Annotated in this window: 15 protein-coding genes; 10 read left to right on the forward strand and 5 right to left on the reverse strand. The window is 42.7% G+C overall.

The window, feature by feature from the left end; genetic code table 11:
* Nucleotide 1 precedes the first annotated feature (1 nt).
* The 5 genes from VLN09_RS00835 (at nt 2) to VLN09_RS00855 (ending at nt 5,061) form a co-directional block, all read left to right on the forward strand.
* Nucleotides 2–538, forward strand: coding sequence for a copper resistance protein NlpE N-terminal domain-containing protein (locus tag VLN09_RS00835; protein WP_325243180.1), 537 nt, complete (start codon nt 2–4; stop codon nt 536–538).
* Between the two features lie 256 nt (nt 539–794).
* Nucleotides 795–2,300: a UDP-N-acetylmuramate:L-alanyl-gamma-D-glutamyl-meso-diaminopimelate ligase gene (mpl, locus tag VLN09_RS00840; RefSeq protein WP_325243182.1), complete on the forward strand. Its 1,506-nt coding sequence runs from the start codon at nt 795–797 to the stop codon at nt 2,298–2,300.
* 314 nt (nt 2,301–2,614) lie between these two features.
* Nucleotides 2,615–2,869 (forward strand): GlsB/YeaQ/YmgE family stress response membrane protein, encoded by a 255-nt coding sequence (locus VLN09_RS00845; protein ID WP_325243184.1) that lies wholly within the window; start codon nt 2,615–2,617, stop codon nt 2,867–2,869.
* A 236-nt stretch (nt 2,870–3,105) separates the two neighbouring features.
* Complete coding sequence (gene def / locus VLN09_RS00850; RefSeq protein ID WP_325243186.1) at nt 3,106–3,660, forward strand: peptide deformylase; 555 nt, start codon at nt 3,106–3,108, stop codon at nt 3,658–3,660.
* 225 nt (nt 3,661–3,885) lie between these two features.
* Nucleotides 3,886–5,061 carry a type III PLP-dependent enzyme gene (locus tag VLN09_RS00855; RefSeq protein WP_325243188.1) on the forward strand — a complete coding sequence of 392 codons (1,176 nt, stop codon included), beginning with the start codon at nt 3,886–3,888 and terminating at the stop codon, nt 5,059–5,061.
* Between the two features lie 92 nt (nt 5,062–5,153).
* Here the strand turns inward: VLN09_RS00855 and VLN09_RS00860 are convergent, their stop codons facing one another.
* The 3 genes from VLN09_RS00860 to dnaJ all read right to left on the reverse strand — a co-directional run bounded on the left by VLN09_RS00860 (nt 5,154) and on the right by dnaJ (nt 8,316).
* Nucleotides 5,154–6,017: a hypothetical protein gene (locus VLN09_RS00860; RefSeq protein ID WP_325243190.1), complete on the reverse strand. Its 864-nt coding sequence runs from the start codon at nt 6,015–6,017 to the stop codon at nt 5,154–5,156.
* Between the two features lie 166 nt (nt 6,018–6,183).
* Nucleotides 6,184–7,014: a 4-hydroxy-tetrahydrodipicolinate reductase gene (gene dapB / locus VLN09_RS00865; RefSeq protein WP_325243192.1), complete on the reverse strand. Its 831-nt coding sequence runs from the start codon at nt 7,012–7,014 to the stop codon at nt 6,184–6,186.
* Between the two features lie 168 nt (nt 7,015–7,182).
* Complete coding sequence (gene dnaJ / locus VLN09_RS00870) at nt 7,183–8,316, reverse strand: molecular chaperone DnaJ (protein WP_325243194.1); 1,134 nt, start codon at nt 8,314–8,316, stop codon at nt 7,183–7,185.
* A gap of 465 nt (nt 8,317–8,781) precedes the next feature.
* Between dnaJ and VLN09_RS00875 the strand changes: the two genes are divergently transcribed.
* Nucleotides 8,782–9,435: a DUF2939 domain-containing protein gene (locus VLN09_RS00875; protein WP_325243196.1), complete on the forward strand. Its 654-nt coding sequence runs from the start codon at nt 8,782–8,784 to the stop codon at nt 9,433–9,435.
* 134 nt (nt 9,436–9,569) lie between these two features.
* On the opposite strand, the gene VLN09_RS00880 is transcribed toward VLN09_RS00875, so the two are convergent.
* Entirely contained in the window at nt 9,570–10,646 is a 1,077-nt protein-coding gene (locus VLN09_RS00880) for a disulfide isomerase DsbC N-terminal domain-containing protein (RefSeq protein ID WP_325243198.1), read from the reverse strand.
* A 438-nt stretch (nt 10,647–11,084) separates the two neighbouring features.
* Nucleotides 11,085–11,789, reverse strand: coding sequence for a pseudouridine synthase (locus VLN09_RS00885; protein WP_325243200.1), 705 nt, complete (start codon nt 11,787–11,789; stop codon nt 11,085–11,087).
* Between the two features lie 209 nt (nt 11,790–11,998).
* On the opposite strand from VLN09_RS00885, the gene VLN09_RS00890 reads away from it, so the two are divergent.
* The 4 genes from VLN09_RS00890 to VLN09_RS00905 all read left to right on the forward strand — a co-directional run.
* Entirely contained in the window at nt 11,999–12,610 is a 612-nt protein-coding gene (locus VLN09_RS00890) for a YigZ family protein (RefSeq protein WP_325243202.1), read from the forward strand.
* A 103-nt stretch (nt 12,611–12,713) separates the two neighbouring features.
* On the forward strand, nt 12,714–13,763 hold the full coding sequence (locus VLN09_RS00895; RefSeq protein ID WP_325243204.1) for a YheT family hydrolase: 1,050 nt from the start codon (nt 12,714–12,716) through the stop codon (nt 13,761–13,763).
* A gap of 36 nt (nt 13,764–13,799) precedes the next feature.
* The gene (locus VLN09_RS00900; protein ID WP_325243206.1) at nt 13,800–14,342 is read left to right on the forward strand and encodes an acyl-CoA thioesterase; all 543 of its coding nucleotides are present in this window, start codon (nt 13,800–13,802) and stop codon (nt 14,340–14,342) included.
* Nucleotides 14,343–14,507: 165 nt separating this feature from the next.
* Nucleotides 14,508–14,764, forward strand: a 257-nt coding sequence (locus VLN09_RS00905; RefSeq protein ID WP_325243208.1) for a DsrE family protein, incomplete at its 3' end; no start/stop codon positions are given.

A 14,764-nucleotide genomic window follows, 5' to 3' on the forward strand; every position in this document is an offset into this window, starting at 1 on the left:
GCTGATGAGCTGCGATAGCGCCTCTTCTTCTACAAATAAAAATACCCAAGGTGCGCCGATTAACAGTACCCAAAGCACAGCCTCAAATAGTGATGAGGCTGTTTTAGAAGAAAATAGTGCTACAGAGTCAGCAGAGGATAATCGAAGTAAAGAAGGACAGCCGCCCATTGCAGCAGCGAATTCAACCAAGAGTACATCACGCTCACCGATGATTTCAGCATCAAATAGCGATAGTATGTTGCAAGCGACGCTGATGGGTGATTATGGCGGTGTTGTGCCGTGCTCGGCTTGTGCGAGTATTAATATCACTCTCAACTTATTTGCTGACGGTTCGGTATTAAAAACCAGTGTTTTTAATCAGCCTGAAATACCGCAACCGCCGATGATAGAATCGGGTGTCTATCGTCAAGACAGTGATGTGATTACGATTGTGTATGAGAAAAAAAATATCGAAACCTATCAAATCCAACACAATCATTTGCTTATGATGGATGAGTATAAAAATCCTGATGCAGACTATGCCTTAGTGCGCCAATAAATGCGCAACTAAGAGAGTCGATCGTAATATTTTATAAATTTAATAACGCCTACTTATAAGGCGTTTTTTATTGGTCAACGAACCATGATTACTTTACAATGAGCGCTTGCCTGCGCTACTACTATTGCTAGCTCAAAATAAAAAAGTGGCGGTTTAGATGCAGTCGATTCAATCTAAAAAAGACAGCGTACTACTGCTCTTTTTCTAGCTAACGTTAGATTTTCATTCCCCTTATTCAAGCTTGTACGGAACATCTATGCATATTCATATTCTTGGTATTTGTGGTACTTTTATGGGCTCGCTGGCATTACTGGCACGCGCGCTTGGACATACGGTGAGTGGCTCAGATACTAATATTTATCCGCCGATGTCCACCCAGCTTGAACAGGCAGGCGTTACTATTGAAGAAGGCTACTTGATAACGCATTTACAACCAGCGCCGGACTTAGTAGTCGTTGGCAATGCGATGAAACGCGGTATGGATGTGATTGAATATATGCTTGATTCGGGTCTGCGCTATACCTCCGGACCACAGTTTTTGTCTGAGCAAGTATTACAATCTCGCCATGTCATAGCGGTGGCAGGGACTCATGGCAAGACCACGACGACGACAATGCTTGCTTGGATACTGCATTATGCAGGTATCGACACTGGGTTTTTGATTGGCGGTGTGCCATTGGTCAATACCACTGACGAGCATTTGCAGCAAGTCTTTGCTCATAGTAGCTACTTAGGAGCTGAGAAAGATACTCACGACTCAGCGAATACAGGCTATTTTGTCATCGAAGCGGACGAATATGATTCTGCGTTTTTTGATAAACGCTCAAAGTTTGTACATTATCGCCCGCGTACCGCCATTTTGAACAATCTTGAATTCGATCATGCTGATATCTTTGCCGATCTCGACGCCATTCAAACCCAATTTCACCATATGGTACGCATGATTCCAAGCACCGGCAAAATCATCATGCCAGCCGCTACCATCAGCCTAGAAGAAACCTTGGCAAAAGGCGTTTGGACACCCATTTGGCGTACAGCTGTTATTGATTCAACGTTGTCTACTATCCCTACAGAGGATAGCCCATTAAAAAATAGCAGCGACTGGCAAGCTGAGCTTATTAGCGCAGACGGTAGTCAGTTTACTGTCAGCTTTAACTCCGATGATACAAATACTGAACATAAAGAAGCATCATCGCTAGTCGATTGGTCAATGAGCGGTCTACATAACGTCAATAATGCCCTTGTGGCGATAGCGGCGGCTTATAACGTTGGGGTTAGCGTTAAGACCGCTTGCACCGCTTTATCAGCATTCGCTGGTATCAAGCGCCGGATGGAGCTTATCGGTGATGTAAATGATATCTTAGTCTTTGATGATTTTGCTCATCATCCAACAGCGATTACGACCACATTAGATGGGGCTAAAAAAAAGCTGGCGGATAGACGACTTTGGGCAATCATTGAGCCGCGTAGCAACACTATGAAAATGGGTGTTCATCAAGAAAGTTTAGCGCAGTCTACAGCGCTTGCTGATTATACGTTATGGTACGAACCGACTGGTCTTGAATGGGGTCTAAGAAAAGTTATCGATACTGCCACTACCGCAAACTCAAATATGGGTAACCAACAGGTACTCTCTAGCGTGGATGATATCATTGCTTATATCAGCACCCATGCCAACGCAGGCGATGCCATTGTCATTATGTCTAATGGCGGCTTTGAAGGTATCCATCAGCGTTTATTAACCGCTTTAGCTAATAGTTAGTCTGGCTCTATAACCCTGTAGAATAAAAGGCGTAGCTCATTAATAATGAGTTACGCCTTTTTATTTCTTTTTATACTTATAAAAAACTACTTCTACTTTTATAGAGATATACAGTCATTCCATTAGCGACTTTACTACCTTTGTAACACCCCGTTTACTTATCTCCTCTGCTAAATAGCAAATATCACTTTTTCCTCACAGAGCCCATACATAGGTAACATTTTTTGCTTATTTTTCATCTGTTAGAGTGACTACAATGAATTCAACAAAATAAGTAAACCATTATAAATGATAGACACTTTAGGAGAATTGATATGAGCTTTATTTGGATGATTATCGTAGGTTTGGTTGCTGGTCTTTTGGCACGTGCTATTAAGCCAGGTAGCGACCCTATGGGTTGGATTATGACCATCATATTGGGTATCGTTGGTGCGATGCTTGGTGGTTTTGTTGCTGGACTGATTGGTATCAATGCTGATGGCGGCTTTACTGGTTTAATCTTCTCAGTGATTGGTGCGATTCTCTTACTATTCATCTATGAGATGATTATGAGTAAACGCCGCGTATAATTGGGCACAGATCAATAGTTAATATATTTTAACAACCTATACATAAAATAAAGGTCTTGTGCAATCAAGGCCTTTTTTATTGTTTCAAATTCTTCTATCAATAGATTAATACTATAGTTTTCTTATATTTATCGATAAGGATATCTCTCATTAGCTATTGATAAGCATTACTTTTGTCCCCATTTAATTTATAATATTCAACCTATTTTTTTATCTTTATCATTGAGGTGAGCCTTATGGCATTACTCCCTATTTTAAGTTATCCCGACCCGCGCTTGCGTACGATTGCAACGCCTGTCAAGGAAGTCACTGCTGAAATCAAAACCTTAATCGCCGATATGATTGAGACCATGTATGATGCGCAAGGTATTGGTCTGGCTGCCAGCCAAGTTGACCACCATATTCAGCTCATCGTGATGGATTTATCTGAAGATAAAAACGCCCCTAGGGTTTTTATTAATCCTAAAGTGACACCATTGGTAGAAGAAAAGCAGCCCTATGAAGAAGGCTGTCTGTCGGTACCAGATGTCTATGATAAGGTTGAGCGCCCAAACAAAGTGCGTATCGAAGCATTAGATCAAAATGGTAAGGCTATTGATGAAGAAGTAGAAGGCTTACTTGCCGTTTGCATTCAACATGAAATGGATCATCTGAACGGGGTGATTTTCGTCGATTATTTGTCACGTTTGAAACAGACGCGTGCCCGTGATAAGGTGCGTAAATTCCTTAAAATACGTGAAAAGCAAGGCGAGCAAGTGGCGGAAAAAGAGCTACAGCCAGCAAATTCTTAATTTATTTCATCAGCGGGTAGTCATATAAGGTTATCAAAGGTGATTTTACTGCCGCTTGTACTGCATTTTAGACACTGTATCCAGCACAGCAAGCAAACTATGATAGCGATAGTATGAATATTACACGCTGAGACTTTAATGTTAAGAGATTGGCTTTTATTGTTAGTCCACGTTAGCTTTATTCATTGTTCTCATTAAATACTGTTTTTTATTAAAGGTTTTACTATGATTAAAATCGACCAATATTTTGACCCTGCCGGCTGGCAGAAATTTACTAAAGCGGCTGAAGGTCGTGAAACGCCATTTTTGGTAGTTGATCTTAATCGCATTAAAATAAAATATCATGAAATGGTTGGTTTTTTCCCTAATGCTAAAATCCATTATGCAATGAAGGCAAGCCCTGCGGTGGAAGTGATTAACTTATTGGCTGAGCTTGGTTCAAACTTTGACTGTGCGTCGATTTATGAGCTTGATCGCGTGCTTGACTGCGGCGTTGAGCCCTCACGTATCTCTTATGGTAATACTATCAAAAAGCCTGAGCATGTCAAATACGCCTTTGAAAAAGGGGTTGATTTGTATGCGACCGACTCAGAAGCAGATTTAAAAAACATCGCAAAACATGCACCTGGCTCAAAAATATTTGTACGTATCTTAGTACAAGGGTCGGAAACAGCGGAGTGGCCGTTATCTCGCAAATTTGGTTGCCATCCAAACATGGCGATTGAGTTATTGATTCAAGCGCAGGAGTTGGGTTTAGTGCCTTATGGCATCTCATTCCACGTGGGTAGTCAACAAAAAGACGTTGCTGCTTGGGATGATGCTTTAGCCAAGGTCAAATATATGTTTGACTGGATGAAGAACGAAGAAGGCATTAAGCTACAAATGATTAATTTGGGTGGCGGTTTTCCGGCAAACTATCTGAGTGAAGTCAATCCTATTAAAGTCTACGCTGAAGAGATTAAAAGCTATTTAAGCGATGACTATAGTGCTGAAGATATGCCAGAGATTATTTTGGAGCCCGGTCGCTCATTGGTTGGCGGTTCAGGCGTTTTGGTCAGTGACGTGGTATTGATTTCTCGTAAATCGCATACTGATTTGACGCGATGGGTCTATACCGACGTAGGTTTATTCCAAGGTTTAATCGAAACCTTGGGTGAAGCCATCAAGTACCCTGTTTATACACCAAAAATGGAAACCTCGACCAGCGCAGGTACGGTAGTATTAGCAGGTCCTACTTGTGATTCAACTGATATCATGTATGAAGAGGCTGGTTATCAGCTGCCAGAAGAGCTTGAGATTGGTGACAAAATATTTTGGCTAACCACTGGTGCTTATACCAACTCGTACTCGTCTATTGAGTTCAATGGTTTTCCACCTTTAGAAGTCGTCTATGTTGATTAATTTTTAATAAATGATCGTTAATATAAAAAGCGCGGCATTGTGAATAACAGTGCCGCGCTTTTTTATGCTTATTTTATTACTTATTAATGAGCTTACTGCACCAGTAGCAAGATGGGTGTATTGTCATTGCGGCTATTATTTTGGTTACCACTATAGTTTGTGGTCTGATTTTGGCTGTTTTGTGAGATATGTCCGATCGTCACCCACTGTCCCCTCGGTACAATAATCGTACTATTTAAACGCTGACTATCAATAGCATTATTCTCATAACGACCGTGAGATGAAGTTTTGGATCGAACTAGCTTTTCTTCAACTTGTGATAACTTTACTTCGACTTGTCCATTTGCTAACAGTCTTGGCGTTACCGAGATACCTTGGGTCGTTGGCACTAATACCTGTTGTTGAATAACTATCTGCCCTGACGAACGACTGCCTATTTGATTACCATAAGTTGGATAACGTGGATAAATGTTAGCATTATAACTTTGGGTTAATGACCATAAAGTACCTGTACTAATGCTTGCAGCGCTACCAGATAAGGTTTGGACTTGATATAAGTTATGAGTTTGCTGTTGGCTATTACTTTGGTTGATAATCCCTGCACCTTGGATACCACGATTGCTGATAATGACCTGACCTTGTTGGATATTACCTTGGCTACTGCTATTACTACCAACACGGACAGATATCGTTAGCGCTTGCGGCTGACGGTCAATCTGTGTCAATAGCTGTTGTACCAGCTGATAGTTGGCGGCAGTGGTACGAAGTACTAGCTTGTCTTGATAAATGGCGGCTGTACCACCGTCGCGACTAGCACTTAATTGTTGGTGTACAGCAGGTAATAATGCCTCACCGCCATAAGTGTGGATGACATAAGTTTCATAACTGCTTTGATGATTATTTTGATGAATGCTCTGATTATTGGCAGCTTGTCCCGCTAACGGTAGGATCGTCAAACTTAACGCAAAGACTATTAGATACCTGTAGGGGGCACTTTTGACTGCAAAGACAGCGCTACTACATTTTGCGATTAGGCTGTATCTATATCTATCCATATCTGACTCCTAGCCGCCATTAATCAGTCATTAAAAAGCCAATTCTTTAAACCTTCATTATTTACATTTAGTCATTTAAACCTAAGACATCCTGCATATTATATTGTCCAGCCGATTGCTGAACAATCCACATAGCGGCACGCACTGCACCAGCAGCAAAAGTCATCCGTGCGCGCGCGCGATGGGTAATTTCAACGACTTCGCCATCCGCAATAAACATCACAGTATGATCGCCGATGATTTCACCGCCACGAATCGCATGAATACCAATCGTACCTGCTTCGCGCGCGCCAGTTTGTCCTTCACGACCATAGACAGCGACGTCTTTTAGGTTCTGTCCACGTGCTTCTGCCACAGCTTCTGCCATCATATAAGCAGTACCCGATGGCGCATCGATTTTGTGCTTATGATGCGCTTCAATAACTTCGACATCAGCGTCGGTGCCAAAGGCTTTGGCAGCCATACCAAGCAATTTCAATGATAAATTAACGCCTGTTGAATAGTTACCCGCATAAACGATAGCCACTTGCTCACTGGCTGTTGCTAGGACTTGCTCTTGCTGCTCATTAAATCCCGTCGTGCCGATGACCATCGCGACATTGTGTGCTGCACAGACTTGCATATTTTGCTCGGTTGCATCAGGCAGGCTAAAATCTATTAATACATCAATCTTATTAATCACTGACTGTAAATCATCAACTATTTGCACATCCAATCGACCGACCGCAGCAACTTCACCCGCATCCGCACCAACAAGGCTTGAGCCTTGACGCTCAATCGCTGCAGTTAATCTTGTTTGCGGATTTTGTTGTACTGCTTCAACCAACATACGCCCCATACGACCGCCTGCACCGATGACACCGACATTAATAATTTTTTTATTCTCTTGCTGACTCATATTATTATCCTAAATTCTTTATTTTTTGCCACGTTGATTTTTAAATTTATTCAGCTAAGTTTAGCAAAAATCAGCCCATGAATGGTTTTTTATAGCATCAACAAAAAGACCTATTGTTTCACGTGAAACAATAGGTCTTAAAACAACTCAAACAATCAAGTTAAGTTATCAATCAAACAAATCACCAATCTTTTTAAAGAAAGATTTTTTATGTGGCGACTGCTGATGTTTGCTATCACCATCAAGCGTATCTTGGAATTGACGTAGCAAATCTTTTTGCTCACGAGTAAGATTCACTGGCGTTTCGATAACCACACGGCAAATCAAGTCGCCTTTCATCGTGGTACGTACTGGCGTCACGCCTCTACCGCGTACACGCAGCAATTTACCACTTTGTGTCCCTTCGGCGACTTTGATTTTGACTTTGCCATCTAAGGTTGGGATTTCCACTTCTTTACCTAATGCTGCATCAGTAATGCTAACCGGCACATCCATATACAGATCGGCACCTTGACGCGTAAAGACGTTGTGCGCTTTGACACGTACCTCGACGTATAAGTCACCGTTTTGTACGCCAGCACCGCCTGCTTCGCCTTCTCCGGCTAAGCGCACACGGTCACCATCATCAACACCTGCTGGAATAGAAACTTCTAGCGTGCGTGATTTGTCTTTGACGCCATTGCCATGACAGTCAGAACAAGGGTTTTTAATTTGTTTACCAGTACCGCCACAATGTGGGCAGGCCTGTTGAACGGCAAAGAAGCCTTGTTGCATACGGACTTGACCTTGACCATGACAGGTTTGGCAAGTCACGATATCAGAGGCATTTTTTGCGCCTTTACCATTACAGGTATCGCAAGGCGCAGGAGCCGTAAAGCTGATTTCTTTTTTGCAGCCGCGTACCGCTTCTTCTAAAGTCAGCTCAATCACATAACGCAAGTCTGAGCCGCGACGCGAACGTCCGCCGCCGCCACGTGATTGACCAAAGATATCGCCAAAGTTACCAAAGATATCGCCAAAGATATCTTGGAAGTTGCCACTACCGCCACCGCCGAAACCGCCACCGCCCATGCCGCTTTCAAAAGCAGCATGACCCATACGGTCATACGCTGAGCGTTTTTCTTCGCTACTCAATACTTCATAGGCCATCGATGCTTCTTTAAACTTATCGTCAGCATCTGGGTCTTCAGAGTTACGGTCTGGATGATATTTCATGGCAAGCTTGCGGTAGGCTCGCTTGATCTCTTTACTATCAGCGGTCTTACTGACACCTAGTATTTCATAAAAATCGCGCTTACTCATAGGCTCTCCTATCGTCTTCACAGTCCACCGCGTGTTTGAATCACAGTCCAATTCATCAAAGCAATGCCTTAACACAATCAGCGATTGTCTAAATAACGTCCATCATTATCCTAAAGGTTTCACATGAAACATAGCGGATTATAAATAGTGATGATGACAATCGTATAAATTTGCTAGCGAATACGGTGGGGTGCTGCTTAGTCAAATCAATTATTAAAAGTTTGCGCTATTTATGGAGATGGCAGCATCATTTATCAAGTTGCAAGCGGCACAAAGTATTAATTAGACTCTTTAGTGGGGATTAAAAGAGGTTGTGTTAAGGAATAAACAAAGGTTTTTATACCGTTAGAGCGCTAAGCCATGCTAATATTTATCGCCATATTCATGGCTACTTAATACTGTTATCTAGTTTTATGCTCATAACTGTTTAATAGCCATTACGCTTGCAATAAGGTATCGATTTTTATGAAAAAGCTGATTGTGTTGTTGATTGTCATTGCCGTCACTGTCTATGCAGGCTCGCCCTATTACAGTGCGTATCAGCTTAAAAATGCTTACGATGCCAAAGATGGTGCAACCATTGCGGCAGCTATCGACTATGAACAAGTGCGCCCAAGTATCCAAAACCAACTCACTGAGCAATTTTCTGTAACCATGACAAAATACCCATTGGTTGCTGAGCTTGGCGGCGAGCCATTAAAAGAGGCGGCTAACAGTTTTATTATGCAAGCAGTCGCTGGTGCCATCACACCGCAAAATATCGAAAAAGTCATCGATACCCAAGGTCAAGCCAATACTGCCACCAAAGAGCTTGCCGCCGCATGGGCAATCGCTAGTAATCAAGTGGATTTAAAAAATCTCATCCAAAATCTGATTATTCATCGCGGTGATGTTGATGCCGTGGTCAAAAATCAGATGCAGCAAATCATGGAAAAACAAGCCGATGAGCTTGAACAGCAGGCAACCCAAGGGACTGATAGTGATAAGCCCAAATTAAGTTATTGCGGCATCAACTGCTTTACCATCAGCGGTCAGGTTAAAGGCTATCCTTTAACTATAGAGATGCAGCGTCAAGGCTTGATTGATTGGAAAATCGTCGATATCGTGTTGCCACAATAGACTTGCTATCATCAACTTTTAAACGAAAAAAACCGTCCTATGAGCTTGTTCATGGGGCGGTTTTTTAATCATTCTTCATTATGCTATATATTATAGCCATTGTATAAATATCACACTATAACAGTCTTAGCGACCTACTCTACTCCTAAGAATTCTAAAAACTCAGGACTCTCAAAGCTCGCTTGAAACAATACACCATCTTCACGATAAATAGCAGGGGTTGCTATGACGGCTAAACCTGCAGCTTTTTCGCGATTGCCTGCCACATCATCAGTTTTGCAACTTGCAGGCGCAGGCGTCATCTTGCCATGTAGCATCGCTTGATCAAGTGCTTTACGACGACTGTCCTCATTACCTTGGCACCATATGCCGCGCATTTGCTCAGGCGACTCTTCATAGATCGGATAGCCAATGGCTTTTATCGTCACGCCTGTAGCATTAAGCATCGGCATCTGCTTGTGCAATCTGCGGCAATAAGGACAGTTGACATCCGTTGCGACATAAATAACCGCTTTTTCAGCACTGGTAGCTGGATAAGTAATCAGCTGCTTGGTATCTAATGTAGAAAGGACAGACTGATTTTTAAGCTTTTCAAACGTTGCATCAAGTCCGATAAACTGACCATTCTCGATCACTGATATCTCGCCGTCCGTAATATACTGCGCATCATCTGATAGTAAGAACGGCACGCCCTCTAAGGTAGCACCCCAAATCACACCCGGTACTGCAGTATAAAAGAAAGGCGTTTTAGTACTCATGTTTTTAAGCGCGCCCATATTTGCCAATATGTCAGATTTCATACTGGCACTGACAGGCTTACCTATTTGCGCGCTGGTGCTACGCGCTGGCGTTTTGGTCACTATCCGCTTGCTTGGATTTTTTTGCAGCTCGCCTTGAATGACATACTTACCATCTGCAGTGATATGCAGTGGCAGCTGTTCCGCCAAATTGACTTGATACATATTGGGTAAATTGGATGGCACGATAGAGAGTATCTGAGTTTTGATGCCAGCCTGCGCCAGCACTTGCCGTAGACGGCTATCGACAGACGACTTGCTTACTGTGCCAGCAACTTGCTTACTTTGAAGTTGCGCACCGCTTTGTTGCCCAGCTTTATTGGTCATATCAGTAGCGTTTGGCTGTGCACAAGCGGTGGTTGCCAATAACACAATACCCGTCAAGCTTGCAGATTTTAATATAGCGAATTTCACAAAGACAGTCCTATCTGGTTTTTAATAATGATTGTTATTTACCCATCAATGTTTAACCGAAGAGCAGTAAATAACATTATTTAAAAATATAGATTAAAAAGATAAGCAGACTGTAACATAAGGAAGGTTTTTGCAAAGGCTTAACGGTTTAATTTTGCAAAACTGCTACTGAGCTTTAAGAGATAGGCAACACAAGCAGATTGTAAGACTATAGTTAAAATACCTTAAAAAACGCTACTGTACTGCTGGTATCAATTTTTTGCAGCCTCTGTCTGCGTAGGCACAGCAAGCAAGAAAAATTGATATCAGCAGTACGTTATGTATCGATATTGCTTTTCCCTGACTATAACTGACAAAAATAGTAGGCAACAAAAAGCAGCTCACTATTGAGTGGCTGCTAATTGATGACACACCCTAGTTTATTTTAAAATAAAAATCCTAGAACTTAGCCACTTCCTCAGGTGTTAAAAAGCGACTGTCACCTTTCTCTAGCCCTTCTAAAGTAATATGTCCGACACTGGCACGATGTAGCTCAACCACTCTATTGCCAAAGTAACCCATCATACGTTTTACTTGATGGTATTTACCTTGCTCAAGCGTCAAACGTGCATGAGTCTCGTCAATGAATTCGAGAACAGCAGGTTTCGTTTCTTCATGGTCGCCTTCTAATAAGATACCTTGCGCGACTTCTTCTACGGCATTGGCTTGCGCCGCTGCATCCATCGGATCAGCTAAGGTCAGCTCATAGATTTTGGCATGTTCATGCTTAGGACTGGTAACACGGTGCAACCATTTACCATCATCACTAATCAATAGCGCGCCGGTCGTATCAACATCAAGACGCCCTGCAATGCGCAAGCTACCAAGTTCTGGCACTGCAATCAGCTCAGTGACGATAGGATGTTCTTTCACTTTAAGCGTACATTCAAAGCCTTCAGGCTTATGAAGTAAAATATAGCGACTGCCCGCCGCGACCGATAATGGCTCGCCTGCCCAAATCACATCATCATTGACCACATCAACGTGTACACCTGGGTCTTTGATGACTTGCTCATTTACCGTCACTTCACCAGCGTGCAGAATTTTTTTGGATTCTTTACGTGATAGCTCAGTGGCTTTACTCAAAAATTTATCTAGACGCATATATTGCCTACCATTCGTTTTGGGATACACACTCGCAGTCAGCAGCCTAGCACATAAGACATCAAACGTAAGCGCTTGCACGTCGGTTGCTGGCTATCTTCACTGCTTAGAAGTGGTACTATAATGAAAAATATAGAGACACTGCGCCAAATACGGACGACAGTGACAGTTAGACAAGTTTACCATATCCAACCCAGACCTGATGAAATATGAGTTATCAAACGCTAAAACAAGCAGTCACTGCCCGCTTAGAAATTAAAAAATCCGAGTTTATAGCTTACGCTTATCCAGTTAATTCACGTGAAGAAGCGATGTTTCACGTGGAACAACTGCGCGAGAAATATGCTGATGCACGCCATCACTGCTGGGCATACATCATTGGTGACCCTAATAACACCACCAGTGCAGGCTTTGATGATGATGGTGAGCCAAATGGTACCGCAGGACGACCGATATTAAATGTCTTACAGCACAAATCTATCGGTAACGTCATTATTATCGTCGTACGTTATTTTGGTGGCATCAAACTGGGCGCTGGCGGTTTGACCCGTGCCTATGCAGGCTCTGCGCAAGCTGCAGTCGATGAGATGATATTGCTGCCCTATGTACCGATGGCGCAAGTACAGATATTGGCAGAGTTTGCGACCGAAGCCCAGTGTCGCTATGTCGTTGATAGTTTGGGTGGTAGCATCGATGAGGTTGCTTATAGTAAGCAAGTGACTTTGACCGTGACGCTGGCTGAAGCAGATATCAATAACTTAAAAGAACGCCTTGCGATGAACGGGCGCGTATTAGATGATTCGGAAAAAGAGAATGAGTAACCATGCGTTCACTGAAAATCATTGGTTTTGATAACGACCGTGGGTATGATAAAGCACTGATTATTAACAACGATTTTCAACACCCATTATATAAGACACTACTATGTCAACTTCAACAGCAACCAAGCCATTCGCGCCTGCCCCCTTTAAACCACCATTTTGGCTGACCAATCCCCATCTACAAAGTATTTTACCCAAGTTTTTTGCGCCAAAAACGCCTACTTATCGCCGTGTTATCAAACAAGACTCGCTTGCCGAAACAGATATCGCTTATGACTTTTATGATGCCTACCCTGTACAACATGCAGAAAGCGGTGAGCTTGAGCAAACACCTTTAATCGTGCTATTCCACGGCATGGAAGGCAGTAGCGACAGCCATTATGCGCGCGCTTTGGCGTATCAGATGCACGCGCAAGGCTGGCATTTCGTCGTCGCTCACTTTCGCAGTTGCGGCGGCATTCCTGCTAATGGTAGAGTTTTTTATAATGCTGGTGATACCGATGAAGTGCATCACGCGCTGCAAAATCTAAGTCAACAATACGCCAATATTTATGCGGTTGGGGTATCACTTGGTGGTAATGCGTTGGCAAAGTATATGGGCGAATATGGTAATGAATCGCTATGCGACGGCGCTGCGGTCATCTCCGCTCCCGTCGATATGTCATCGGCTGCTCTTAGTATGCACAGCTTTTTGAGCCATCGAATTTATACCCCTTATTTGCTCAACCCTATTATCAAAAAAGCCTTAGCTAATGACATTACTAAAGATGAGATCGAATCGATCAAAGCGGTCAATCGCATCAGTGACTTTGATGATATTTTTACCGCCCCACGTCATGGCTATCGCTCTAACAATCACTACTATCAAGCCTCATCAGCCCTTCCTTATTTGATAAAAGTGACGAAGCCTTTATTACTCATTAGCGCCAAAGACGATCCTTTCCTTGGTTTTACCGCCACACCAAACGATGTATCTGACAGTGTCACTATTTTAGACACTGAGCATGGCGGGCATGTAGGCTTTATTCGTTATCGCTCTGATAAAGACAAGTCACCTCATCTTTATAAAAAATCAAGATTTGATATCAACTGGATACCCGAAACCGTTAGCGCCTATTTTAATCATATCGGCGTAGCCTCAAATAAACCCTAAAATAAAAATACTAACTTTACCTTTTGAGACTACTTTATGTATCCATTTATCCGTTATGCCAGTACCATCGCCCGTGCCGCGCTAGAAGTAAAAAAAGGCAATACATTAACATTTAAAGATAGCAGTGAGATTACCTTCCGTTGTCGCCTGACAGACATTGATAATTTCTTAGAGATGAATAATGGTCGTGTATTCACGCTGTATGATTTGGGGCGTATGGATTTTGCGGTACGTAGCGGTCTTGGCAGCCAACTGCTCAAACAGCGTTGGGGCTTGGTGGTCGCTGGCAGTACCATTCAATATCGCAGAAGGATTCGTGCTTTTGAAAAGGTCACTATGAAGACCAAAATCGTCGGTATCGATACGCGCTGGATATATATTGAGCAATCAATGTGGGTAAAAGGTAAGCCTTGCTCGTCGGCTCTACTACGTACAGGCGTCACCGAAGGGGGTAAAGTGATCGAGACCGCACGAGTACTAGCAGCACTAAATCAAGCAGATTGGCAGTTACCACCGACTGGCTATGTAGCAGAATGGATTGTCAGTGATGCCGACCGTCCGTGGCCGCCGCAATCTTAGAATTTATTATTTAACTTTATTCATAAGTCACAACCCAGCAACCTTATGGGTACTATTTACTAACAAGACATTATATAAATACATATAATCAATGTTAGCATAGTAGTGAGTTTTATACTCAACTGAATACTATCTAATTAAAAACAGTCTAATAAGGAAAATAATATGGTTAATAATACGGATTATGTCGGTACGCTGTTTGATAATAGTGACTCAAACCCAAGTAAAATCACCTTAGCCTTTACCATGGCGGGTGTGGCGCTGAAAAAAGGGCACTCTGCATCAGTCATATTGATGGTGGACGCGGTATACTTGGCATTGCCAAATGCTTTAGATAACGTCGACATTGGCGATCCCTTTGAACCTGCTGGCGAATTGCTAGAAGCCTTTATCGAAAAAGGTGGTCAGGTATTGGTTTGCGG

Source organism: Psychrobacter sp. (genome assembly GCF_035469765.1).
Lineage (GTDB): Bacteria > Pseudomonadota > Gammaproteobacteria > Pseudomonadales > Moraxellaceae > Psychrobacter.